A 25,524-nucleotide genomic window follows, 5' to 3' on the forward strand; every position below is an offset into this window, starting at 1 on the left:
CACGGCGGGGCGTACGATGCGCATCGGCAGGGCTGGTTGATGCTGGAGCGTCACGCCACAGCGCGCCACAGGCACACAAGCCCGGCCAGCACGATGACCCCCATGAGCATGCGCCGGAACGTCCCCACGTTGATGAGGCGTACCACCGGAAAGGCACAGACCGTACCGATGATGGTGGCCGGGATGCCGTACATGGCGTAGTCGATGACGGCCTCGGTGTAGAGTCCTGCCCCGGCCTGCAACAGGCAGGTCATGGTACCGCGAATGACGAAGAAGACGCCCAGCGTCCCCAGGAACACCCGTGGCGACCAGCCCGCATACAGTCCATAGGCCCCGACGGGAGGCCCGTCGAAGGAGATGGCCGTCCCAAGCAGTCCGGCACCGAAACCGGCAGCGCCGCCGAAGCCCCACGACTCGCGGCCCGGGCCTCTGACGCGGAAGGTACGTTGCCAGTAGACGTAGTAGAGAAGCAACACCCCCACGGCCCCCTGCAGTACCGTGCCGGGCAGGACGGTGAGGATGTACAGCCCCGCGAGGGCACCGGGAATGGAGCCCGCCAGCATGGGCCACATGGCGGAGACACGGCAGTGCCGGTAGTGCATCAGCGCGATGCAGCCGTCCATGACCACGTTCATGATGCAACTCAGGGGCACGAGTTCGTGCATGGGAATGACCGTCGCCGCCACGGGCACAGCCACCATGGCCCCGCCGATGCCACTCACGCCAGAGACGAAACCACCTACCAGCCAGGCGAAGAATACGAGCAACGACGTGGTATCAGGCATCGGCGCCCCCATTTGCGCCCCCGCCTGAACCCTCGTCTGGCCCCTTGCCGGGGCACTCGCCCCTATCCGGCGCACCGGGCTGCAAGGGGGCACGCCCAAGCTTCCGCATGAGCAGGTCGTAGCGTTCAAGCACGAGGTTGCGTCCCGCATGCCGTGCCGAGTCCACGCAGTCAGCATAGGCCGTGAGTGCTTCAGGGGAATAGGTCTGCAACTCGCAACCGAGGTAGCGGCGGAAGCCCTCCTCCCCGTCCGCCCCGATGATGTCGGGGTGCTGCGCGGCGACCTCTGCCCGCCATGTTGATTCGACGGCGACGATGTCCTCGATGCGCGGGTCTTGGGCCTTCGTCTGCAGAAGGCCCTCCATGAGTGCGTACTTTTCGGTCATGAGATTGCGGCCCGCCTCTGCGGCCTTGCGCAGGTCGTCACGATAGGCTTCGAGAAACGGCAACGCCAGAACCCCGTGGGTCATCTCACGCATGATGCGGAACGTTCCCGGCAACTCCTGACAGGGTGAAACGCCCCCCCGGTTACGGACGGCGAGGAACATGGCGAGTTCGGCCTGCACAATGTCCTCTACAAGGGCCTCACGGCGATCAGTCGTCATGGTCATGGTCTCCTTGGATATATACGAAAAGAGGTTGCCATACGCCGCACGGCAGCTTTCACGCTACTCGGCGGCAAGGGTCATGCCTGCCGAGGCTGCGACGACGGAGGCTATACCGCCCCACTGCCCCGCGGACAATTGCTCGTCCAGCCAGAAGCAGCCCATGAGGGCCGCCACAGCCGGGGCAAGACTCATGAGCGTACCGTAGACTTTCGGCGTGATGCGCCGTAGTGCCTGCATCTCGAGAAGGCAGGGTACGGCTGCGGAAGAGAGGGCCAGCAGCAGCCCGAAGAGCAGTGAAGACGATTCGAGCAGTGCGCCCCCCACGGTGACGAGCGACAGGGGCAGGGTCGCCACCCCCCCTGTGAACATGGCAAGCGCCAGTGCCGCGCAGCAGTCTCGGGCACAGGCCGCCTTGCCGAACCAGATGTACATGGCCCAGCACCCCGCCGCCGCCCCGGCAAGGGCGACGCCGCGCATGTCCACCAGCCCGACGGCGTCGGGGCGCAACAGCAGCCAGATGCCCGCTGCGGCAAGGCCCACCCATGCGAAGTCCCGCGGACGGCGCGACGCGGCAAGGGCGATGACCAGAGGCCCCAACATCTGCACGCCCACGGATATGCCAAGCGGAACATACCGGATGGCAGCATAGGAAAAGAGGAACATGCCCCCCAGCCCGACGCCGAACAGCAGGTGGGGCCTCCACTCATCGCGCGGAATGGGCTTCTGCCAGGGACGCGAAACCAGCGCGAGTACGGCGGCAGAGAAAAAGAGCCTGTACGTGGTGACGCCCTCGGCACCTACGACAGGAAAGAGATGCTTCGCCCAGCTGGCGCTGCAATAGATGAGCACCTCGGCACAGAGGACGAGCAACACGGCGAGATACGACGACGAAGAAGGGGCTGACTGCTGCATGACGCATCCTCGGGAAAAGGTTCACGAGTGTGCGCATGTGCAAAGCTGATGCCGCTTGCCATGACGAAGCCGGAATGGCCCCGTAACGCCTTGCCGCAGGGCATGTCGGAACCCCAGCGGCCCATCAAGAGAAAGATGATCTCTTTATTCACCTGAAACAACACACCAATTTGACAAAGGCCCCAGCAAGGCACGGCATGTGTGCGGACAGCCGCCGCACACAAAGAAAACTTCACTTGATGCCCATTTTCTACCTGAATAGTAAGTTTTCTTTCTCACGCTAATAGAAACTATTAATAACAATGACATTCATTAATCATTGTGCCCCAATGGAGACATGTGAAGGACTTCACATCGCTGGTACGCTTGTTGCTGTTCCGGGCTCATCACGCGGTTCCTTGTCTCCGGTTGATGTTCCCGCGTGGGGCTGCGGCTAACGACCGTCGAGCCGGGAACATCCTCTTCAGCAACCCTTTGTGAGGTTCATCATGTCCGAACAGTTTGAACTTGAAAAAACCCTGTCCCCGATGCAGGTGTGGGCCCTCGCTCTGGGCTCCATCGTCGGCTGGGGCTGCTTCGTGCTGCCCGGCGACATGTTCCTGCCGCAGGCTGGCCCCGTAGGGACGCTCACAGGCTTCCTCATCGGTGCCTTCCTTCTCAGCTTCGTGGCTGTCTGTTACAGCTACATGGTCAAGTACGTACCTGTTGCAGGTGGCGCATTCGCCTATGCCTATGTCGGCTTCGGCCCGACAGCGGCCTTCATCTGCGGCTGGGCGCTCGTTCTGGGCTACATCGCCATCGTCTGCATCGACATCGCGGCCCTTGCGCTCATCTTCAGGTTCCTCTTCCCGGGGGTCTTCGAGTTCGGCCCGTTGTACTCCATCGCCGGGTGGCAGGTGTACACGGGTGAAGTGATGCTGATGACCTTCGGCACCCTCGCCTTCGGCTGGATGAACTATCGCGGCGTGAGCTTCGCGGGCAAGTTGCAGGTCGTTCTCGCCTACATGCTGACCATCGGCATCGTGGCGCTCTTTGCGGGCACCGCCTCCCTTGAATCGGCCCACATGAGCAACCTCATGCCCATGTTCGCCGAACATCGCACGCCGCTTTCCTGCGTGCTGATCATCTTCGCCATCTCGCCCTTCCTCTTCGTGGGCTTCGACACCGTGCCGCAGGCCGCTGAGGAGTTCGCCTTCGACCCCGCGCGCTCCCGCAGGATCATGATCCTCGCCATCTTCATGGGCGTCATCCTGTACAGCCTCGTGGCCCTTTCCGTGGCCATCGTGATGCCCTACCCCGAAATGCTCGCCAAGATGGAAGCCCTGCGCGCCAGCGGCGGCACAGCATGGGCCACCGGCGACGCCGCCACCATGGCCTTCGGCAAGTTCGGCGCCATCGTGCTGGCCTGCGCCGTTCTCGGCGCCGTCTGCACCGGCATCAACGGCTTCTACATCGCCACCTCGCGCCTGCTGCTCAGCATGGCTCGCGGCCGCATCCTGCCTTCTTGGTTCGGCGACATCCACCCCAAGTACCGCACTCCCTACAAGGCCATCCTCTTCACCATCGCCATCGTACTGCTGACTCCCTTCGCCGGTCGTTCCGTGGTGGTATGGATCGTGGACATGAGCTCGGTGGGAACCGGCATCGGCTACCTCTTCACCTGCCTTGCCGCCCGCCGCGTGCTTCTGGGTACTCCCGGCGTCGGCAACAAGAGCCTCAGCATCCTCTGCTGCAACATCGGCACGCTCACTTCCGTCATGTGCATCGTCCTGCTGCTGGTGCCCGGTTCGCCCGCCTACATCAGTGAAGCATCCCGCTGGTGCATGGTCGCGTGGGTAGTGATGGGCTTCTTCTTCTACTACTCCAACAAGTCCGTATGGGCCCAGTTGCCTGAGATGACGATCCGCTCGAGCATCCTCGGCAGCTGCGACATCCCTGTCTTCTTCAAGGGCAACACCTCTGGGGTGAAGGCCGCGGCCGAAGCCGCCTCGAAGTAAGACCACGCTATCGTAGACACATCCCGGACAGGCAGCCCCCCGCAGGAACATCCTGCGGGGGGCTCATCGCATGTCTTTCAGACCCTTTGCCGTGCAAAGGTGCGCCTGACGCCCCATCCACACCGCGCCCTGCTCACCCTCACCGGGAACACTCTCTACCCGCCGTCCGTCACACCCGTCCTTCTCGCACGCAGCAGAGGGATATGACGCAGCACTTCGCCAAGGGCATGCATGGAAATGGGTTTGGCGAGATAGGCATCCATGCTGGCATCGAGAAAACGCTCCCGGTCTCCGTTCATCACGTACGCCGTGAGCGCCACGACCGGAACATCGGCATTGGCACAGTGCGAGGCACGCAACAGCCCCACGGCGGTCATCCCGTCCATCTGGGGCATCTGGATGTCCATGAGCACACAGTCGAACGGCGCGCCTACAAGCACGGCCAGTGCCTGTTCGCCGTCAGTGGCCGTCCTCACGGTGTGTCCCATTCTTTCGAGCATGGCGCGCACTGTGAACAGGTTCACGGGGTCGTCCTCTACCACGAGCACCCGAAGCCCCTGCGGGTCCTCCTGCGGCGGGTTCACCTCGGGCGCGGCGGCCTTGGCGTCGCCTGCCGCCAGTGGCAGACAGAGGGTGAGATACACCGAAGTACCGACGCCGACCTGCGAATCGACCGTGAGCGTACCGTCATACGCATGTACCAGCGTGCGCGTTATGGCCAGACCGAGTCCTACTCCCTGATACCGCTTGGTGAGCGGGGCCTCGACCTGCGTGAAGGGCTCGCAGATGGACCCCACCTGTTCTTCCGGGATACCGCAGCCGGAGTCGTGCACCATGAACAGGATGCGCGCCCGCCCATCGGGCATGGGCAAAAGGGTCTTCACCTCGAGTTTCATCTGCCCCCTGTTGGTGAACTTCATGGCATTGCCCACAAGGTTGAGCAGTATCTGGCGCACCCGCACGGCATCGCCCAGAAAGGGCCCCGGGACCGCATCGAGGGCGAACTCAAGCGGGAGTCCCTTCTCGCGGGAGAGGGGTGCGAAGGTCTCACGAATGGATGCAAGGACATCGGAAAGTGTGAACGGCTGTTCGGCAAGCACGAGTTTGCCCGCCTCGATGCGCGAAAGATCGAGGATGTCGCCCAAAAGGTCGGTGAGCCTGCGCCCGGAACGTCTCGCCATGCCGAGATATTCGGCCTGACCGGCATCAAGGCCCGTGGCCTCGAGCAGGTCGAGCATACCGAGAAGGCCATTGAGCGGCGTGCGGATCTCATGGCTCATGTTGGCGAGGAACGCGCTCTTGGCCGCGTTCGCGTTATCGGCCTTCTCCTTGGCCTCACGCAGATGGAGATTGGAGTCCTCAAGCAGGGCCGTTCGTTCAGCGACACGCGTCTCCAGTTCATTGCGTGCCCGTTCCACCGCATTGCGGGCCGCCACCTCCTGCTGGAGGGCACGCCGCAGGGAGCGCGACGACAACGCCGTGAAGACCACAAACGCGACGACGATGACGGCCACATAGGCGGCATTGCGGAACCACGGCTGTATGGCGTCATCAAGCGCCAGTCCCACGACCACCCAGAACGGATGGTGCCCCACCTTGCGATACGAGAATATCTTCTCAAGCCCCCCCACATGGGACACTGTTCGCACCACACCCGCCTCACTGCCTCCCTGAATGGCTTCCCGCACCGGCTGTGCTCCGAATCTTCCCGGTGTGACATCCATCTCCGGCGGCAGGGGCGGCACACGGGTGAGCATGATGAAGCCCTGGCGCAAGAACGAGATGTGACCATTGGGGCCGATGTCTATGCCCTGAAACAGTTGGCTGAACCGCTCCAGCGGAATGGTAGCCAGCACCACCCCCATGAAGACGCCGTCACCATCGGTGACCCGACGTGCAACACTGATGACCCTCTTGCCACTCAGGCGCCCCTCGATGGGTTCCGAGACCTCCATGCGAGTCGCCCCTGCACGCAGGTTCCTGAAATAGACACGATCTCCGATATGCACCCGCTGCTGTAACAGCCCGTTGCAGTCGAGCACGACCTCACCCGAGGCGTCCGCATAGAGCAGGTTGTCCACAAGGGGCAGATGATCGATGAACCGGCTGAACACGTCGGGCAGTGCCTGCCTTGCGTTGTCCCCCTCATGGCGCCGGGTCTCCCCGGCGAGTCCCAGCAACCCCACATCGAGCGTGTCGAGGTAGCCGCCGATGCGTTCAGCCAACGTCACCGTTATGTTGGTCGACGCGACTTCCATGTTCGAGAGCGTATTGCGCCATGCCTCACGGAAGGTCATCGCCCCGAGCAGGATGACGATGATGTTCGCCACGACCGTGAGAATCCTCAGACGCACCATGAGTGAAGGCCCCTGAGCCTTCAGCATGGCGGACGTGGCGTCGGGACTGCGATCGTTCGAAGGGTGGGGGGCATCATCCCCCGGATGGATGTGATGCGACATGGGCCAAGAGTACTACCACAGAGAAGGGTACGTAATGATATTCCTGACCACCATGCCGTACATGCACACTTGACGATGACGCATGCCTGTCGCACCTTTCCGGAAAGATACGCCACAACAGCATCCATCCCGCCCCATCCAACGCGCCCTCGAACAGGAGACGAAGCATGTCCACCACGCCCGCACGCATTGCCATTGCGCTTGCCATCGCACTTTGTGCAAGTGTGTTCATCTTCATCGGCGGACAGGTGCTCACACTTGCTGACATGGCTGGGCGTATCCACCCGTTTTTCGGCGACATCGTATTCTGGACGGGTATGGGGGCCATGCTTGCGGCACTGGGCTGGCTGGCGGCGACCTATCTCATGCGGCCCCGCCAGCTTGAACTGCCAAAGGACGACACGCCTGAAGCCCTCGCCGACTACAGACGTGCCCTTGAGACACGGTTGCGCACCAACCCCCACCTGCGTGGTGAAGAGGTGCCTGCCGCCTCTGCCGACGGCGTTCCCCACTCCCTTGAAGACCTGCTCTCACACCTCGATGCCGCCGCCCTGCGCGAGACCAGACGCACGGCATCACGCATCTTTCTCACCACGGCCATCGCCCGCAACGGCAGACTGGACACCCTCATCGTCCTCGTACTGCTGGCCCGCCTCGTCTGGCGCATCTCGGCCCTCTACGACAGCCGCCCGCACCCGCGGGCGCTGGTTCGCCTGTACCTCAACGTCGCCGGCACGGCCCTCGCCGCCGGGGCACTGGAGGATGCAGGACTCGAAGACCACATCCACGCCCTGCTCACGCCGCTTCTCGCCGCATCGCCCATGACATCCGTACCCGGCATATCCGGTGTCGGCACGGTGCTGACCGCCTCGCTCGTCGATGGTTCCGCCAACGCCCTGCTGGCCCTGCGGGTCGGCATCGTCACGCGCAACCTGCTCTCGCCGCCGTTGCCGGGAATGCCCGAACGCCCCAACCCCTACCGCGAGGCCTCGGCACTGCTTGTCCGCATGTCGGGCGGACTCGTCCGCAAGGTGATGAAGGCGGCGATGAGCGGCCTCACCTCCGGACTCACGGACAAGGCGCGCCGCGCTGCGGATGCGGTGCGGCAGGGAATGCGTGGCAAAGGCTCCCGCAAGCACACGGACGAGACCACGCACGCCGCAGCAGGCCCGGAACGGACTGCCCCTGCACAAGATGCGACGAAGCCGGCAGCGAATGATGCGGCACGCCTGCTGCCAAGACAGTCGGCATCACGACCGGCGGGTTCGGATTCCGGCATGGAACCCCCTGTCCATGTGACCACGACGGATTCGACGACACCGTCGCCACAATCGGCCCGTCCGGTCGTGCGGCGGCCCTCAGGGCGTCGTGATGTCTCGCAGGCCGCCTACAGGGCCGTGCCTCTTCACGATGCCGAAGCCGGGCCCGCACCCAGCGTCCCCTCCGAGGCCGACGACGCGACATGGGAGCGCATAGGCCCGTTACCCGGCATCACCCGCATTGAGGAGAGGCCCGAATCGACCGACGGCCGGGGCGATGTCACGCGTGGGCCTCGTCCGGGAACGCATACAGGCAGGACAGCAAAGGCGGGACGCCAAGAAGAGTCCGGAACAGCCGACCGGACGGATATGGCCGATGCCCCGGAAGACGCGCCCCGGGCATTCTCGCCAGCAAGAAGGCTGCTGCGGTCGCTGCTCCTCAAACGTCGCCAAGGCTGACCACGCAGGGCTACGACATCGGCAGCCGTGCCCGTCATGATGTCCGACCGCCAGAGAGCGCCCGGCGCAGATGCCGCCACGCCCCAGAGACCCCGTCGCGAGGCCCCATCGGCAAGAGATGGCAGCCCTCGTAGGATAGGGTCCGCCCCTTTCATGGCATTGCCCGCAGCAGCCCCGTGACCGGCCTGTCGTTGCCTGTCCCGCCACCTGCCTCCCTGCATCTCTGTCTGTCGGTCACCCCGCAGGGCAGATTTGATGCCTGCGGCATCCTGTGCTAGTGAAGCCGCCTTATCCGTCCCCCCCTCGTGGAAGTGGCTACCAAGGAGGATGTGCCGCGTGTACAAATGGCTTCGAGTGTTGCTGGAACTGTTGCCGCTACAGGTGTTCGCCCTGTCGTGGAGGCTCGAAGGGGCGACGGCCCCCGGCGGGTGGCAGCTTCCCTATGGCCTTGCAGCACTCACGGCTGTCGTCTGCATCGGCATCCTCGTCTGGCGCAGGGTATTGCTCGACAGGCTGCTCCTCGGCGTCAATGCCGCCATCATCCTCGGGGCACTCGGCCTCTACTGCGGTACGCCGGGTCTGCCGAAACTGCTCGCCGATATTCGCGGGGCTGGCGTCTTCGCCGTCGTGCTTCTTACCGCGGGTGTGACATACCTTGCCCGCCCTGCCGCCCTCCTCGATTTCGAACGCGGCACATGGGAACCATGGGACAGGTACATGCTGCTTGCCGTGTTCATCGCCTTCTGGCTGGCCTTCGCCACGCGAGAGGAACCCCTCGTGGGGGCCATGCTGCTTGGCGCGCTTTTCGTGGTGCGCACCATGCTACAGCAGGCCGCCCGCCGCTGGTGACCCCTTCTTCGCCGTTCCAGCTTCTCCGCAGGGCCACCAGGCGCCCTCTCACGACAGCACCCGACCACATACCCCCTACCACGTGACCCGCCCACGAGAATCGGCCCTCGCCCCTTTGCCCTTCCTCCTTCGTATGACGATGCCCACCATGGGGGACATACCCTGACCGCAGGTGATGGCGTCTCAGTCTGATTCAGCCTCTTCCGTCAACGCCCCATGCACCTCCACCACCAAGCCCTTGGCGGCGTAGGCCGAAACAGATGAAGGCCGCCTCTCGACGCCGTAGACGCGTTGCAAGGCCACGACGGGTATCGACCTACGGAAAGAGACACATCCAAGGCGACCTCTCGCCATACGAAAAGGGCCGCCCCGAAGGACGGCCCTTTGTTGTCTCCGCGTGCTGCGGCGTGCGCCTTGCAGCATCACCCCTGCAGCATGTGCAGGTACGGAATGGCCACGTAGACCAGCGTCCCGAGAATGAGCACGTAGCCCACGCACACGGCCAGCGTGCGGTTCATGATGCGCCCTTCGGAACCGACAAGGCCGGTGGCAGCCGTGGCAACGGCGATGGACTGGGGCGAGATCATCTTGCCAGCCGTGGCACCTGCCGCCGAAGCAGCCACGATCCATGCCCGGTCGATGCTGATGCGGTTCGCGACCTCCATCTGCAATTGCCCGAAAAGGACATTGGAGGATGTGTCGCTACCCGTCACGAAGGTTCCCAGCGCACCAAGCAGCGGGGCTATGAGCGGGAAGTAGCTGCTGGTGGCATCCGCCACGGCCACAGCGAGGGTGTTGATCATGCCGCTGGATGCCATGACCTTGGCAAGGGCGACGATGGAGACCACCGTCACTGCCGAGAAGGCGAGCTTGCGGGCCGTCTTCACGAGCACCCCGGTTATCTCTCCGAAACGGACGCCCTGAATCATGCCGCCAAGGTAGGTGGCGATGATGATGAGCGAACCGGGTGTCGCCAGCCATTTGAAGGTGAACGGCGTGTCACCGTGGATGACGACGGTGGTCTTCACCGCCCCCAGTGTGTCCTTGATGAGCGGAAAGAGGTTGCTGCACAGGATGATGAAGCTGAAGACGAAGATATAGGGCAGCCATGCCTTGACCTTGTCCGCGGTGGGCAGGGGCTCGGTTTCTACAGCGGCGGTGTCGCGGTGGAAGATGCGCGCCCAGACGATGGTGGCGACCATGCTGCACACGCTGCCGATGAGGCAGGGCAGTTCCGCCCCCATGTACTTGGCGGTGTAAAGCTGCGGCAGCGCGAAGGCGACCCCGGAGACGAGCGTGGCCCAGAACACCCCGCGGATGCCCTTGAAACCTGCCGTGAGGATGACCAGCAGGAAGGTGATGAGGATGATGAACACCGAAAGCTGCAACGCGGTGTAGTAGCTGATGGTCTCTACGGGCAGCCCGGTGACGCTGGCCATGGTGACGATGGGAATGCCGATGGCGCCGAAGGCCGTGGGCACGGTGTTGGCCACGAGACAGATGACAGCGGCGAACATGGGCTGAAAGCCCATGGCGGCAAGGATGCTGGCGGGGATGGCCACTGCTGTGCCATAGCCTGCAACCCCTTCGAGAAAGCCGCCAAAGCCCCATGCGACGATGAGGACAAGAAGGCGCTTGTCTGTGGTGATGCCGGAAAGCATACGTGTGATGACATTCATGCTGCCCGTATGCTGCGCCAGATTATAGGTGAACACGGCGGCGACGATGACGACCATGATGGGCCACAGGCCGAGGGCCGCCCCTTCGAGGGCTGCCGTGCCTGCCGAAAGCGGGGCCATGTGCCAAGGGCCGAAGACGGCGATGCAGACCGTGGCGGCAAGCGTCAGGGCGCATGTCCTGTAGGCGGGCAGTTTGAGCACGATGAGCGAGAAGATGAGCCAGACTATCGGCGACAGCGCGAGAACAAGTTGCATTGAATCCATATCATACCCGAAGAGTGACAAGGGTTGCGTGACATGCCCGCAAGTGCGGGAAGCGGCCTCACATTCTGTTTGGTCAATCAAGGAATGCAAGGCGAGTACACGTCCCCTCGGGCTTGCGTCAAGTCGAACGCACAGCCGCACGGCGTCATGGAAGCATAGCGTGCCAGCAGGACATGACCACCGCGCCTCGTCATTGCGCCACTCGTCCGTAGTGAGTGCCGACATCCGCAGTGCGAGCGCCACATATATTGTTTGATTATATAAACAACACCTGTTGCATCACGTAAGCACTCACCACGCCCCTTGCACTGCCACCGCATTGCGTTTTTTTGCGTTTCTTCGAGTCCATCCACGGGCGGCATCATCTCTCTCAACATCCTGTTACCTCAGGACAAAAAAGAGTGTCGCCCTCCCCTGCCACTCCACATTGGGAATCGATTCACAAACACCCCCTTGAATTACCCCGCGTGTTGCAATATGGTCGGTCAACCAACTGTTTGGTCAATCAAGATATCGGGACTTTCGTCATCAGGGAGATTAGGATGCAACCAGCACCAACTCTGTTCGACCTGCCCTTCATGGTACAGGCTGGCATAGTGCTGCTATTCTGGGGCACGCTGGCAGCCATCGCTGCGCGGCGTCGCCTTGACGCGCTCATCGGCTACGGGGCTGTGGCCGATGCGGGCATCGCGCTCATCGGTTTCGGCCTCGGTTCAGCCACGGCGACGACGGGGGGCATCCTCTTCGCAGCCTTCCAGTGTCTTGCACGGCTACTTGCCTACGGTGCCCTGCGCCCGCTGATGTCCAAGGCGGGTTCTGCCGAAGCCGACGCCCTGCGGGGCATACGCGAAGCCATGCCCGCCAGTGCCGTGCTCTATGGTTTCGGTATGTTCGCGGCACTGGGCATCTCCCCTTTTCTCGTGCCGGAAGGGAGAATGCTGGTCACGGCAGCCGCCGTGCAGTCGGGCGGGCTGCTGCTGCCCCTGCTCATGGCGCTGTCGGCAGCCATCATGGCATGGCTCACCGTGGTCGCCACGCAGACCGTCTGTCTTGAACACGGCCCGTGGGAAGCCTCAGGCATCACCCCCGAACGCCTCCCCCTGCACCTCGCCCCTGTGGCGCTTGCTGTAGCGGGATGCGGCATAGGGGGACACGCCCTCATGGTGGGTGCCGCAGCATTTCTCGGGCATGCCCCCGAATCGCTTCCCGCACTGGCTGACGGATGGCACCCGGCGGCACTCGTCCCCTACGCGGGGGCTTTTTGCGTCTGGGCGGCTGGTGGCGTGGCACGCCCCTTCCGCAGCATCCTCGCCGTGGTGCTTGCGGCTGCGGCCCTTGCGCTGGCATGGCACGGCGCGGGACTCGACCCCCTCGCACGGCTCTTCGCCGTCATCACCGGGGGCGTCTGCCTCGCCGTCACGGCCTACTCCGTAGGGTACATCACACACGCCCGCCACAGTTCCGGCTACTACTTCTTCCTCATGATCATGACGGGGTCGCTGATGGGCCTCGTATCCACACGCTCTTTCGGCAGCTTCTACGGCTTCTGGGAACTGATGACATGGTCGTCGTACTTCCTTGTCGTGCATGAAGGCACCCCCCGCGCCTTCCGCGCCGGTGTGAAGTACTTCGTCATGTGCGCTGCGGGTGCGATGTTCATGCTTCCCGGGCTGCTCATGCTCACCAACGGTGGTTCGGCAGACTTCGACGCCGTGACCACAGCCGTGCGCCAACTCGACCCCATGCTGCTCAAGGCCGCCCTGCTGCTCACCCTCGCAGGCTTCGCGGTCAAGGCCGGTTTCGTGCCCGTGCACGGCTGGCTGCCCGACGCCCACCCCGTGGCCCCGTCCTCCATCTCCGGCCCGCTGTCGGGCCTGCTGACCAAGACCGGCATCTACGGCATCGTCCGCGTCCTGTTCGCTATATGCGGCATGACCGTGCTGCTGCAGACCGGCGAAGGCATCGCAGGCATCTCGTGGATGGGCGCGGCGGTGACGACGCTGGGCGTGCTCACCATGGCCTACGGCGAAGTCATGGCCTTGCGGCAGGACGACATCAAGCGCCTGCTCGCCTATTCCACCATGGGCCAGATCGGCGAAATCGCCACCATCATCGGCCTTGGCACATGGTTGTCGACCACGGGCGCGCTCGCCCACGTGCTCAATCATGCCATCATGAAGAACCTGCTCTTCCTCTGCGCAGGTGCGCTGGTCATGCGCGCGGGTCGCAAGCTTGAAGACCTCGCGGGCATGGGCCGCATGATGCCGTGGACGGCGGGCTGCATGATGGTGGGTGTGCTCTCCATCATGGGCATGCCGCCCTTCGCCGGATTCGCCAGCAAGTACCTCATGCTTCAGGGCGCGGTGCAGGCCGGGCACCCCGAACTCGCCGCCGCGCTTCTGCTGGCGAGCCTTGCCGGGGCCGTGTACTACATGCGCATCATCCGCGTGCTGGTCTTCATGCCCCGCAAGGGACATCCGGTGCAGGAAGCACCGTGGGCCATGCGCCTGCCCATGCTGGTGCTGGCGGGCCTTTGCGTGTTCCTCGGCATCGCGCCGCAGTACGGACTCGCCCTCGTGACCCCCGTGGCCGACATGCTGGTGGCAGCAGGCAACCTCGCTCCGCAGACCCTGCCCTCGCTGACCGTAAGCTGGCCCCCCTATGTGGTGCTGACCATGCTCGGCGCGGCACTGCCCGCCCTGTTGCGTCACGACCGCAAGCTGGCCGGATGGGCCACGGCCCTCGTCCTGCTGGTTGCCGCAGTGGTCGCCGCCTTCACCGGGCGCGACCTCGACATGCTCTCGTACGGCTTCGTGCTGACAGTCGCTGTCATCGGCTGCCTCAACATGGTCTACGCCGTGGGCTACATGGAACACAGCCACACCCAGTGGCGGTTCTACACGTTCTTCCTCTTCATGGTGGGGGGCCTCATGGGTGTGGCGGCAAGCCGCGACCTGTACAGCTTCTTCACCTTCTGGGAGATCATGAGTTCGTGGAGTCTCTACTGCGTCATAGTGCATGAGGAGTTCCCGGAGGCACTGCGCGAAGGCTTCAAGTACTTCTTCTTCAACGTGCTGGGGGCGGCCTTCATGTTCCTCGGCGTGGTGCTGCTCACCGCAGGCGCCGGCAGCCCGGCCTTCGACGCCGTACACGCTGCCCTGCCCTCCATGCCCGTCGGACTCTCCGCCACCGCGGTGGGCCTCATGGTGCTGGGCCTCGTCATGAAGGCGGCGCAACTGCCCTTCCGCATCGACGTGCAGATGCACCCCGCCACCGCGCCCACGCCGGTCTCGGGTTACATCTCCTCCGTCCTGCTCAAGAGCGCGCTCTTCGGCCTCGCCAAGCTGCTGCTGGCCCTTGGCGGCGGCGCAGTGCTGGTGCAGGCCGCCGGGTTCACCGACGGCATCGGCCTCATGCAGGTCGTGGCGTGGGTCGGCGGCATCACCATCGTCATGGCGGCGCTTCTCGCCGTCCTGCAATCCGACCTCAAGCTGGTGCTCATCTACTCCACCGTGAGCCAGCTGGGCTACATGGTGCTGGCCTTCGCCCTCGGCACGCCGCTGGGCATGGCAGGGGGCCTGCTGCACCTCGCCAACCACGTGCTGTTCAAGGACCTGCTCTTCCTCGTGGCGGGCGCACTCATCCTGCAGACGCACAAGCACTCGCTCGACCAGCTTGGCGGCATAGGCCGCAAGATGCCGGTGACGCTGGGCGTCTTCGCCATCGGCGCACTCTCCGTCGTGGGCGTGCCCCCCACCAACGGTTTCACCTCGAAATGGATCATCTACCACGCCCTCATGCAGCAGGGTGAAGTGATGCTCGCCATCCTCTCGCTGGTGGGAAGTGTGCTGACGCTGGCGTACTTCGCCAAGTACCTGCACGCCGCCTTCCTCGGTCAGCCCTCGCCCGACATCGACCACGTGCAGGAGGCCCCGCGCGTGATGCTGGTGCCCATGCTCGTCCTCGCTGCGGGTTGTGTCGTCACCGGCTTCTTCCCCGGCCTGCTGCTTGCGCCCATCGCCACCATGCTGACGGCCCTCGGCCTGACCGCGCCCGAAGTCGCCCCGTGGGGCCTCGCCAGCGGCGCAGGCGCATGGAACGCCACCGCGGTTGCGGTACTCGCCACCGTGGCCGCAGCCTTCGGCTGGGGCATGCTGCGCCTGCTCACCCGCGACAGCCGGGTGACGACGGTGCACACCTGCGGTGTCGACCTCGGCCGTGACGTGGCCCGCATGAACTCCGGCAGCATCTACGGCGCGCCCGTGGCCCTGCTGCGCGGCATGACCGCCTCCAAGGAGCGCTAGACCATGCAAGACATCCTTGTCGCCCTCTTCCATATGATCGTCTTCCCGGGCGGTGCGTTCGCGCTGACGCTGGGGCTTCTGCTCAAGGGACTCGACCGCAAGGTCGAGGCCCGCTTGCAGCGCCGCGTGGGGCCGCCCATCGTGCAGCCCTTCATCGACCTCGTGAAGCTGACCACCAAGGAGACGCTCATCCCGGCCACGGCCAACCGCACCTTCTTCCTTGCCGCGCCGCTCATCGGCTTCACGGGCATGGCGGTGTGCGCGGCCTTCATCCCCGTTCCCGGCGTCTATGACGGCATGCCGGGCATGGGTGACATGCTGGTGCTGTTCTACCTGCTGCCCCTGCCTGCCATCGCGCTCATGGTGGGCGGGTCGGCGTCAAGCTCGCCTTTCGGGGCCATCGGCTTCTCGCGCGAGATGACCATGATGCTGGCCTACGAGATTCCGCTGCTGGCCGTCCTGCTGGCGGTGGCGCTCAAGGTCGGTCACGCCACGGGCGTGGGGGCCGAACTCTCGCTGGCCTCGGTCGTGGCCTACCAGGCAAGCACGGGGATGCTCGGACTCGACCCGGTGATGCTGCCCGCGCTGCTGGCCTACCTGCTCTTCCTGCCGGGAACGGCCGGTGTGCCTCCCTTCGACATCCCCGAAGCGGAGACCGAGATCATCGAAGGCCCGCTGCTGGAATACTCCGGCCCCGCTCTCGGCTTCTTCCATCTCGGCGCGGCCCTGAAGACCGTCGTCGTGCTGGGCCTTGGCGTGGCGATGTTCTTCCCCGGCACCGTCCCCGGCGGCATCGTGCCCAACGTGCTGTGGTTCGCCGCCAAGTGAGCGGGCCTCATGCTGCTGTCGCTGACACTGGTCAAGGCCGCCACCGGCCGTTTCCGCATCGATCAGGCGTTCACCTTCTACCTCAAGCTGCCCACCCCGCTGGCCATGGCGAGTCTCGCCCTGGCGTGGCTGGGCTTTTAGGGAGACCCGGCAATGAACCTGGTCAAGAAGCTCGCCGTACGCTCCCCGTGGTTGTACCGCATCAACGCCGGATCATGTAACGGCTGCGACGTGGAGCTTGCCACCACGGCGTGCATTCCTCGCTACGACGTGGAACGGCTCGGTTGCAAATACTGCGGCAGCCCCCGCCATGCCGACATCGTGCTCATCACCGGGCCCCTCACCGCCCGCGTGAAGGACAAGGTGCTGCGCGTGTGGGACGAGATACCCGCCCCGAAGATCACCGTGGCCGTGGGCATCTGCCCCGTCAGCGGCGGCGTCTTCCGCGACGGCTACCCCATCGAGGGGCCGCTCGACCGCTACATCCCCATCGACATCAACGTGCCGGGGTGTCCGCCCCGTCCGCAGGCCATCATCGAAGGCGTCGTCAAGGCGCGCGACCTGTGGCTCGAACGCATAGGAGGCTGACATGTTCGGATTCCTCAAGGTTCTCGCCCGCAACGTGCTGAAGGGTCCCTCAACCGACCCCTTCCCCTTTGCCGAGGCCCACACCCCCGCCCGCTTTCGCGGTCAGGTGCGTCTCGACCCGGCACTGTGCGTGGGCTGCGCCATCTGCCACCACGTCTGCGCCGGGGGTGCCATCAACATCGCCGAACGCGAGGACGGCAGCGGCTACGACTTCACCGTGTGGCACAACACCTGCGCCCTGTGCGGCCTCTGCAGGCACTACTGCCCCACCGGCGCCATCACCCTCAGTAACGACTGGCACAACGCCCACCTGCAATCGCAGAAGTACGACTGGTGCGAACGCCAGTTCGTTCCGTTCATGCAGTGCGAAGGCTGCGGTGCGCACATCCGCCCGCTGCCGCCGCAACTGGCGGCCCGCGCCTACGGTCCCGGCGGCTTCGACTTCGCCTCGTTCATGCGCCTTTGCCCCTCGTGCCGCCAGCTGGCCGCCGCCCGGGCGGACGTGCATATCCCCGAAGCCTCGGCCATGCCCGCAGCCCCCGCAGGCCACGCCGACGAACCCGCCATCCGCGAAGGTGACGCCACCGCCGTCACGGTCAAGGGCGACGAGACGCCCGCCACGGGAGTACAGCAATGACCACCATGCCCGACAATGCCCTCACCGCCCCCCTCGCCACCGCACTGGATGCGCTGGCAGAGGCGGAAGGCTTCACCTGGACGCGTGATGCCCACGGCAACGCCTACGGCTGGCTGCGCCTCGCCGAACGCGACACCCTGCCTGAAGCGGCGCGCCTGCTGGCCGAAGGTGGAGCGCGCCTTGCCACCGTCACCGCCTACGACCCCGTGCGCGAACCCGGCGTGCCCCGTCAGGAGATAGCCTACCACTTCGACGTGCACGGCACGACGCTGACCGTCACGGTGGTCCTCGACCCCGAATGCCCGTCGGTGCCCTCCATCACCCCGCACTTCCGCAACGCCGACTGGAACGAGCGCGAGTTCATGGAGATGTACGACATCGCCGTACCGGGCCACCCGAACCCCCGCCGCCTGTTCCTCGACGAGAAGCTCGATGCGGGCATCATGAACACCATCATCCCCCTTTCGACCATGACCAACGGCGCGTCCACGCAGAACCTGTGGGAACGCATCCTCGCCGCGCGCCCCGGAGACAAGGCATGAGCACTCCCGACAGCACGACGCAGACATGGACGCTGCCCGTAGGCCCGCTGCATGTGGCCCTTGAAGAGCCCATGTACTTCAAGCTGGATGTCGACGGCGAAATCGTCCGCAACGTGGAAATCACCGCCGGACATGTCCACCGGGGCATGGAGGCGCTGGCCATGCGCCGCAACCTGTTCCAGAACATCGTGCTCACCGAACGCGTGTGCTCGCTGTGCTCGAACAGCCATCCCTTCACCTACTGCATGGCAGTCGAGCACCTCGCGGGCATCGAAGTGCCCGCCCGCGCCGACCATCTGCGTGTGGTGGCGGAGGAGATAAAGCGCACGGCCTCGCACCTGTTCAACGTCGCCATCCTCGCGCACATCATCGGCTTCAAGTCGCTGTTCATGCATGTGATGGAAGTGCGTGAGATCATGCAGGACATCAAGGAGACGGTGTACGGCAACCGCATGGACCTCGCCGCCAACTGCATCGGCGGCGTGAAGTACGACGTGGACGCCGAACTGCTGGCCATGCTGCTTGCCGGTCTCGACAAGGTGGAACGTAACGCCCGCGAGATATACCGCATCTACGCCTCCGACCCCATGGTCACAGGGCGCACCACCGGCATCGGCGTACTGCCCCCCGACGAGGCACGCCGCTTCGGCGTGGTGGGCCCCGTGGCGCGAGGTTCCGGCCTTGCCGTCGACGTGCGCCGCGACGTGCCCTATGCCGCCTACCCGCAACTCTCGTTCGATGTGATCACCGAAGAGGGCTGCGACGTGCGCGCCCGCGCCCTCGTACGTCTGCGCGAGGTGTTCGAGTCCATCTCCATCATCCGCCAGTGCGTGGCGACCCTGCCCGAAGGGGCCATGACGGTCATCATGCCGGAGATACCCGCCGGGCAGTCGGTGGCACGTAGCGAAGCCCCCCGCGGCGAGCTCATGTACTACCTGCGCACCGACGGCACCGACATCCCCAACCGGCTCAAGTGGCGCGTCCCGTCCTACATGAACTGGGACGCCCTCGGCGTGATGATGCGCGACGCCAACGTCGCCGACATCCCGCTCATCGTGAACAGCATCGACCCCTGCATCTCCTGCACGGAGCGTTAGGAGAGACCATGCACGAGGCATCCATCGTGGCGGGCATCATGCGCATCGTAGAGGAGGAGGCCGCACGGCACGACGTGACGCGCATCGCGCGCGTACGTCTGCGAGTGGGGCTGCTCACCGGTGTCGAACCCCGCACCCTCACCGCCTGCTTCGAGCTTTACAGCGAGGGCACGGTGGCAGAAGGAGCCTCGCTCGACCTTGAGACGGTGCCCGCCCTCGGCACCTGCCACGCCTGTGGCGCGACATTCGACCTGCATCGGCGTTGTTTCGCCTGCCCTACATGTGGTAACGATGACATAACCCTTGAAGGTGGACGCGAACTGACCATCGCCGGTCTTGAAGTGCCCCAACCCGAAGGAGCAACAGCATGAACCACGAGGAACTCTTCGTCATACAGGCAGAGGCCGAAAAGTGCCGTGCCTGCCGCAAGTGCGAACTGGCCTGCATCGCCTCCCACAACAACCTGACCATCAAGGAGGCCGCGAAGAAGCGTACGGTGTTCGCTCCGCGCGTCCACGTGGTCAAGACCGACGAAGTGAAGATGCCCGTGCAGTGCCGCCAGTGCAAGGATGCCCCTTGCGCCCGTGTCTGCCCCACCCGCGCCCTCGTGCAGGATGATGGCGTGGTCACCATGCGCGCCCAGTTTTGCGCCGCGTGCAGGCTGTGCATCATGGCGTGCCCGTACGGAGCCATCAGCCTCTCGTTCATCGGCCTGCCCGAAGAGGACGAGGCAGGGGCCATGCATGGCCGCGAAGTGGCCGTGCGCTGCGACCTGTGCTCCGAATGGCGCGCACGGGAAGGCAAGAGCAGCTGCGCCTGCGTGGAGGCATGCCCCACCAAGGCCCTGCACATGGTCCCGCTTGCCGAGGCACGCGGCAGACACCAGTAGCCTTCGCCTCTCGACAGAATGCAGACGCCCCGCCGGAAACCCGGCGGGGCGTTCGTCATAAGAACGTTCGTCATCAGAGCGTTCGCAACTAGGTCGTTCGTCATCTCATGGGTACGGAACGCCACGCAACCTGCCATCCCGTGAAGAAGTCAGGCGACACGCGTCGCCCCCTCATGCGTGAAGACGCATCGCCTCTCTACTGCGTCCTTCCGGGCGCGGCGTCAGTCCTGTACAGGCTTTCGGCATTGCAGAAGTCGCGGTAGGCCGCATGGTCGAGCGGATAGTCCCATGACCCGCTTCGCAGCGCGACCCGTCCGCCGAAGCCGGTCTTGAAGCGGTATAACCCGTGGAAGGGGTGTGCCGGGTCGTGCCCGGGCGGGACGGCACCCATCTCGTAGTCGTGGCACCCCCGGTCGCGGGCATGGCACATGGCCGTCCAGTGCATGAGATAGGGTGCCATGAGGTTGCGTTTGACATTGCCCGACGCCCCGTACAGGAAGTTGGCCGTTCTTCCGGCCAGCCCCACGATGCATCCGGCAAGGATGTCCGTCCCGTGCGTCGCCAGCAGGAACAGAAGTTCAGTACTGCCCGCGCCGTCGCACAACGCATGGAACATGGCGCTGAAATGCGTGATGCTGCACGGTTCGAAGCCGTTCCGTATGGCCGTCTGCCGATAGAGGGCGTGAAACTGCGGCAGACTCTCGCGTCCGACCTCGCGCACGGCCACGCCCTTGCGCCGGGCAAGCCCGATGTTGTAGCGCGTCTTGGGCTTCATGCGCTCAAGCACCGCCGCTTCCTCGCCGGTGATGTCCACCACCAGCGAACTTGCCACCGTCAAATCCTGAAACGACTTGCGAAGATTCCAGTGTCGCGTGCCCATGTTCATGCGCAATTCGCGCAAGCGTGCCTCGGGGAAGGCGTTCCATCCCTCGTCGTGCATCTCGTCCGCATAGGGCGAGACCCACGGCAGGTCGTAGCGGATGAACGCCACATCGGGGCCTAGCCCCTCCGCTAGCGCGAGGGAGAAGCTTTCAAGGTAGACACCGTAGTCCTCATGGGGCGGGGCCACCTCCGGGCCTTGCGGCACGATGGCGACGCGGTGCCTGCCAAACCGCCGCAACAGCACAAGCACGTCGCCCCACGGCCCGGAAGACCGGATGTCGAAGGCGTGCGACTCCATGCCGAGACGGGTCTTCACCTGCGCCCAGTACGGCGTCTGGAAGAGGATGTCCGTGGGTAGAAGGGCCTGCGTCTTCTTGCGAGAAAGGTCGACCATGTCACGCTCCCTGACGTCACTGCTTCGACGTCTCTGTCCGCCCCGCCCGGCAGTACGGGCACACAGGCGTCTTCAGGTAAAAACAAAGCGGGAGACGCATGAGACATGCGACCCCGCCAACACGAAACCACGGTAGAAGGACGATGCTGATACGCTAACGTCTATACCTTTATGCAACGGCCTCCAAAAAACGTATCGCGCCGGTCATGGTCTCCCATCCGACGCGAACTTGCGGCACATGTGCGTTGCACACGGCTTTGCCTATAGCACATTCTCATGCGCACAAAGCCCTGTTCATACACCACGTATATGTTTCTGACAACTCGACGTCCCGACATTCACCTTCAGGTCGTAGCACGTGGAACATTCGCTAATCCATACGGATACACAGTGCACAGCGGTTTGCCATGCACGGGGACTTCGAAAGTCACACGGCAACGAGACATGACAGAAGCCCCCGCATTCCTTGCAGAATGCGGGGGCCGCGACATCTGTCATGCAGCCTGTCAGGACTTCATGCCCTCAATGATACGTTCGAGCTCGCTCGCCATGTCAGCCACTTCGGTGATGGCTGCCGCCGACTGGCTCATGCCCTCTGCCGTGTCGCTGGAGATGACGTTGATCTCTTCCGTGGCGCGGGCTATCTGCTCCGACGCCGCCGACTGCTCTTCAGCTGCCGTGGCGATGGAGCGCACCTGATCAGCCGTGCCCACCGAAAGCTGGACGATGGTCTTGAGCGAAGCCCCGGCATCGCCTGCGCGTGCCACAGAGGTCTCTGCATCGCCACCTGCCAGCCCCATGAGTTCGACCGTCTTGCGGGTCACGCCCTGTATGGCACGGATGGCGTTCCCCACATCGTTGGTGGCGCCCATGGTCTTCTCGGCGAGTTTACGCACCTCGTCGGCGACGACGGCGAAGCCACGCCCCGCCTCGCCAGCCCGCGCCGCCTCGATGGCGGCATTGAGCGCCAGCAGGTTGGTCTGGTCGGCCACATCTGAAATCATGTCCACGATGGTGCCGATACCATCGGCCTGCCGACCAAGTTCCTCAAGACTCACACCCATCTCGTGCATCCTGTCCCGCAACGCACCTATGGATGCCACAGCGTCCTGCACCACCCCGGCACCCTTCTCTGCACTCTCGCGGGCCGTGTCGGCACTGGTGACGGCCTCGCCCGCGTTCCGCGCCACCTCAAGGATGGAGGCGTTCATCTGCTCCACGGCGGCAGCCGTCTCGCTGATGCGCGTCTTCTGCACCTCGGTGCCGCGACTCGACTCGTCTATCTGCGCCGAAAGCTCTTCGGCGGCAGCGGAGAGACGGGCCGACACGTCCATGGCGCGACGTGCCGCCTCCGCGATGCGGGCATGTTGCGCTTCGACCTCGCGCTGCTTCTCGATGATGTCGGTGATGTCCATCCAGAACGCGATGGAACCGAGCAACTCGCCGTCCATGTCATAGAAGGGTGTCGTCGCCACGTTGAGATGGACTTCACGCCCTGATGGTGCGTTCCATACCGCCACGTCATGCAGGTCGGTGCGACTCTTGATGGCCTTGTCGGAGAGGGTCTCCCGGTTGGGGTCGCGCCAGTAGAACTCGCCGGAACGCATCCCGTAGTAGTCCTGCGGTTTTCCGGTACGCTCCAGCAGCTTGAGGATATGCTCGTTGGCCCATGTCATGGTGAAGTCGGGGCCGACGATGCCGCACGGCGTGGGTATGCCCTTCAGCACGCCCTGTGCGAAACCGAGTTCAGCCTTGATCTTTGTCTTCATGTGGTCGACATCGGCGGCGAGGTCGGCGAATTCGCAACTGAACCTCCCCTGCGGCACGGTAGAGAAGTCACCGGCGGCAATCTCGCCCGTGTAGCGCTGCAACGCCCCCAGCGGGAGAATGACGAGCCTGCGCAGCACCATGACGAGGACACCCGCAAGCACCAGTGACGCCACGACACTGATGCCGATGATGACCATGCCGAGGCTGCGCGCCGCAGCCAGCACCTCTGACTCGTTGATGTTGGCAGCCAGTATCCACCCGGTCTGGGGGACGGTGGCGAAAGCGGCGAATTTGGCCTCGCCATCTGAGACGTATCGCATGAAGCCGTTCTTGCGCCGCAACATCTCCGAGACGGACGAAAGGCTTGTTCCGCTTGTCATGACCAACGCAGGATTGGGATGCGAGAGGAAGGTCCCCTTCTCGTCGACGAGGAAGAGATACCCCGTCTCGCCGTTCGTTACGGACTTCAAGACTTCCTTTTCGAACTCATGGAAATTGAACGAGACCTGAACCCCGCCCAGCAGTTTGCCATTCTCGGGGTCGCGCACGGGCACGGCGATGCGCAGGGCAAGCCGTCCCCCCTCGACGCTGTAAAGCTCACGCGCGATGGCGACATTCGCACCGGACAGCACCTGTGCAACGACCGGATGCTTCTTCTTGTTCTCGCCCCGTTCGTCCTTGTTGGCGGCATTGAAACCTGCAACAGCTTCCCCTGCGGTATCGAAGGTGTAAGCCGACCAGATTTCCGGATAGGTGGCAAGATAGTCCTTGAAACGGCGTTGCGCCGTCTCGCCCTCATCCACCCCTGAACGCAGGGCGACGACAACGGCACGCTGCCGTGCCAGCCCCTCGCACAACTTCTGAAGATTGCGGATGTAGACCTCTGTCGCCGTCTCCACCGCACCCATCAGGGTCTCGGTCGCCTCACGACGGGACGCCTCCGCGTAGGAAGTCACGGCATTCACCGCATACCAGCCCAGACCTCCGAATCCCAGAAGCAACAAGCCGACGAGAAGCACCGTCACGCGATTGTTGAGCCTGTCGAAAAAACCCTTGCGCACTTCCACTGCCAGCCTCCCGAAGATACTTTATCTACCAATCGTCGATTATTCCGTTAACTTTATGGGGTTTTGCACTAACAGGAGGTGATTTTTCAATACCCTACCCGCATACCCTACCTGCCATATACGCAGTATGCCCCCTGCACGCGTTCACTCACAACACACATTCATCAAACGTTCATTTTAAAAATACAGCCCATGGCATCTATCGTAGCGGCATCGTCAAAAGTCGCAATACGGTTATTATGTGACACGCTGTCCGCATCGCAGACCTGTGCGCCTCCAGACCGCAACGGTACTTGGCAACCGTGCCCCGTTGGGCTACGCCAAAGGCCCACCGTGGACTTCGAGGTGCAGACAGGACGGACACTCCGCCCAAGACGGAGGTGCACGATCATTCTCCGCGAGTCTGCCGGGAAATGGACGATCACACATGTACAGAAAGAACATCGCTCGACGCCACAAGCCCGCGCAGCCGAAACGAAGCCTGATGAAGGTCTTCTGGCTTTGCCTCGCCGCCATCGTCACTCTGGCTGCCGCGGATGTGCTACGCTACGCGGTCTGGCCCGATGTGGACGACCTCGTGACAGCACAGCCGCAGACAACGGCACTCATCGAACAACGTCGTGGCGAAGCCGAAGACGTGGGCAAGACATTCCGGGTGCGCCGCACATGGGTTCCCCTCAAACGCATCTCGCCGCACCTCATCCGCGCCGTGACCATCGCCGAGGATGACAAATTCTGGGGACATGAAGGATTCGACGTGGACGGCATGGAGGACGCGTTACGCCGCAATCTCGAGAAGGGACGCCTTGCCGCAGGGGGCAGCACCATCACCCAGCAGCTGGCGAAGAACCTCTATCTCGGCACGGAACGCAGCCTCTCACGCAAGCTGAAAGAGGCGATTCTCGCAGTCCGTCTCGAAGATGCCCTTTCAAAGCGGCGCATCATCGAACTGTATCTGAACGTCGTCGAATGGGGCGACGGCATCTTCGGTGCCGAAGAGGCGGCACGGGCGCACTTCGGGGTTGCGGCGGCGAACCTGTCACCTGAACAGTCCGCCCGCCTAGCCGTGGTACTGCCCAATCCCCGAAAGTGGTCGGCACGCAACCCTCCCCGCCACATACGGCAGAAGACCGCCATCATCCTCTCGCGCATGGAACGCAGAGGGCTCATCTGAACACGCCCCGCTCTTCAGTACAGGGGCAGACGGCACTGCCTCGCACACGATGAAGCCCCCGGAACGCAGTCGTTCCGGGGGC

At 64.0% G+C, this 25,524-nt stretch carries 18 protein-coding genes and 1 pseudogene; 12 read left to right on the plus strand and 7 right to left on the minus strand.

From position 1 onward, the window contains the following. Positions 1–50 precede the first annotated feature (50 nt). From DVU_RS10695 to DVU_RS10705, 3 genes are all read right to left on the minus strand, one after another. The gene (locus tag DVU_RS10695) at positions 51–785 is read right to left on the minus strand and encodes a sulfite exporter TauE/SafE family protein (protein WP_223295097.1); all 735 of its coding nucleotides are present in this window, start codon (positions 783–785) and stop codon (positions 51–53) included. Next, positions 778–1,389, minus strand: coding sequence for a DUF4125 family protein (locus tag DVU_RS10700; RefSeq protein WP_010939552.1), 612 nt, complete (start codon positions 1,387–1,389; stop codon positions 778–780). The genes DVU_RS10695 and DVU_RS10700 overlap by 8 nt, the downstream gene beginning before the upstream one ends. 63 nt (positions 1,390–1,452) lie before the next feature. Then, entirely contained in the window at positions 1,453–2,304 is an 852-nt protein-coding gene (locus tag DVU_RS10705) for an EamA family transporter (protein WP_010939553.1), read from the minus strand. Positions 2,305–2,792: 488 nt separating this feature from the next. On the opposite strand from DVU_RS10705, the gene DVU_RS10710 reads away from it, so the two are divergent. Next, entirely contained in the window at positions 2,793–4,301 is a 1,509-nt protein-coding gene (locus tag DVU_RS10710) for an APC family permease (protein ID WP_010939555.1), read from the plus strand. Positions 4,302–4,456: 155 nt separating this feature from the next. Here the strand turns inward: DVU_RS10710 and DVU_RS10715 are convergent, their stop codons facing one another. Further along, entirely contained in the window at positions 4,457–6,658 is a 2,202-nt protein-coding gene (locus tag DVU_RS10715) for a hybrid sensor histidine kinase/response regulator (RefSeq protein ID WP_010939556.1), read from the minus strand. 269 nt (positions 6,659–6,927) lie between these two features. Between DVU_RS10715 and DVU_RS10720 the strand changes: the two genes are divergently transcribed. Together DVU_RS10720 and DVU_RS10725 are read left to right on the plus strand one after the other, a co-directional pair. Beyond that, positions 6,928–8,478 carry a DUF697 domain-containing protein gene (locus DVU_RS10720; RefSeq protein ID WP_010939557.1) on the plus strand — a complete coding sequence of 517 codons (1,551 nt, stop codon included), beginning with the start codon at positions 6,928–6,930 and terminating at the stop codon, positions 8,476–8,478. Positions 8,479–8,805: 327 nt separating this feature from the next. Beyond that, positions 8,806–9,327 carry a hypothetical protein gene (locus DVU_RS10725; protein WP_223295098.1) on the plus strand — a complete coding sequence of 174 codons (522 nt, stop codon included), beginning with the start codon at positions 8,806–8,808 and terminating at the stop codon, positions 9,325–9,327. 422 nt (positions 9,328–9,749) lie between these two features. Here the strand turns inward: DVU_RS10725 and DVU_RS10730 are convergent, their stop codons facing one another. Beyond that, entirely contained in the window at positions 9,750–11,270 is a 1,521-nt protein-coding gene (locus DVU_RS10730; RefSeq protein ID WP_010939560.1) for an L-lactate permease, read from the minus strand. A 542-nt stretch (positions 11,271–11,812) separates the two neighbouring features. Between DVU_RS10730 and DVU_RS10735 the strand changes: the two genes are divergently transcribed. The 8 genes and pseudogenes from DVU_RS10735 (at position 11,813) to DVU_RS10770 (ending at position 20,155) form a co-directional block, all read left to right on the plus strand. Continuing rightward, entirely contained in the window at positions 11,813–15,574 is a 3,762-nt protein-coding gene (locus DVU_RS10735; RefSeq protein WP_010939561.1) for a complex I subunit 5 family protein, read from the plus strand. Between the two features lie 3 nt (positions 15,575–15,577). Then, positions 15,578–16,543, plus strand: a pseudogene (locus tag DVU_RS10740) (respiratory chain complex I subunit 1 family protein). Positions 16,544–16,555: 12 nt separating this feature from the next. After that, positions 16,556–16,990, plus strand: coding sequence for an NADH-quinone oxidoreductase subunit B family protein (locus DVU_RS10745; RefSeq protein WP_010939563.1), 435 nt, complete (start codon positions 16,556–16,558; stop codon positions 16,988–16,990). Position 16,991: 1 nt separating this feature from the next. Further along, complete coding sequence (locus DVU_RS10750; RefSeq protein WP_010939564.1) at positions 16,992–17,627, plus strand: 4Fe-4S dicluster domain-containing protein; 636 nt, start codon at positions 16,992–16,994, stop codon at positions 17,625–17,627. Then, positions 17,624–18,169: an NADH-quinone oxidoreductase subunit C gene (locus DVU_RS10755; RefSeq protein ID WP_010939565.1), complete on the plus strand. Its 546-nt coding sequence runs from the start codon at positions 17,624–17,626 to the stop codon at positions 18,167–18,169. The genes DVU_RS10750 and DVU_RS10755 overlap by 4 nt, the downstream gene beginning before the upstream one ends. Beyond that, a complete protein-coding gene (locus DVU_RS10760) occupies positions 18,166–19,266 on the plus strand; it encodes a hydrogenase large subunit (RefSeq protein WP_010939566.1) in 1,101 nt (366 codons plus the stop codon). The genes DVU_RS10755 and DVU_RS10760 overlap by 4 nt, the downstream gene beginning before the upstream one ends. 8 nt (positions 19,267–19,274) lie before the next feature. Further along, on the plus strand, positions 19,275–19,637 hold the full coding sequence (gene hypA / locus DVU_RS10765; protein ID WP_010939567.1) for a hydrogenase maturation nickel metallochaperone HypA: 363 nt from the start codon (positions 19,275–19,277) through the stop codon (positions 19,635–19,637). Continuing rightward, the gene (locus DVU_RS10770; protein WP_010939568.1) at positions 19,634–20,155 is read left to right on the plus strand and encodes a 4Fe-4S dicluster domain-containing protein; all 522 of its coding nucleotides are present in this window, start codon (positions 19,634–19,636) and stop codon (positions 20,153–20,155) included. Before hypA ends, DVU_RS10770 begins: the two co-directional genes overlap by 4 nt. A gap of 196 nt (positions 20,156–20,351) precedes the next feature. Here DVU_RS10770 and DVU_RS10775 read toward each other — a convergent pair whose 3' ends face one another. After that, positions 20,352–21,431 carry a lipid II:glycine glycyltransferase FemX gene (locus DVU_RS10775; RefSeq protein ID WP_010939569.1) on the minus strand — a complete coding sequence of 360 codons (1,080 nt, stop codon included), beginning with the start codon at positions 21,429–21,431 and terminating at the stop codon, positions 20,352–20,354. Between the two features lie 506 nt (positions 21,432–21,937). Beyond that, on the minus strand, positions 21,938–24,268 hold the full coding sequence (locus DVU_RS10780) for a methyl-accepting chemotaxis protein (RefSeq protein ID WP_010939570.1): 2,331 nt from the start codon (positions 24,266–24,268) through the stop codon (positions 21,938–21,940). Positions 24,269–24,695: 427 nt separating this feature from the next. Between DVU_RS10780 and mtgA the strand changes: the two genes are divergently transcribed. Then, the gene (mtgA, locus tag DVU_RS10785; protein ID WP_010939571.1) at positions 24,696–25,442 is read left to right on the plus strand and encodes a monofunctional biosynthetic peptidoglycan transglycosylase; all 747 of its coding nucleotides are present in this window, start codon (positions 24,696–24,698) and stop codon (positions 25,440–25,442) included. Positions 25,443–25,524: the final 82 nt, after the last annotated feature.

The organism is Nitratidesulfovibrio vulgaris str. Hildenborough (genome assembly GCF_000195755.1).
GTDB lineage: Bacteria > Desulfobacterota > Desulfovibrionia > Desulfovibrionales > Desulfovibrionaceae > Nitratidesulfovibrio > Nitratidesulfovibrio vulgaris.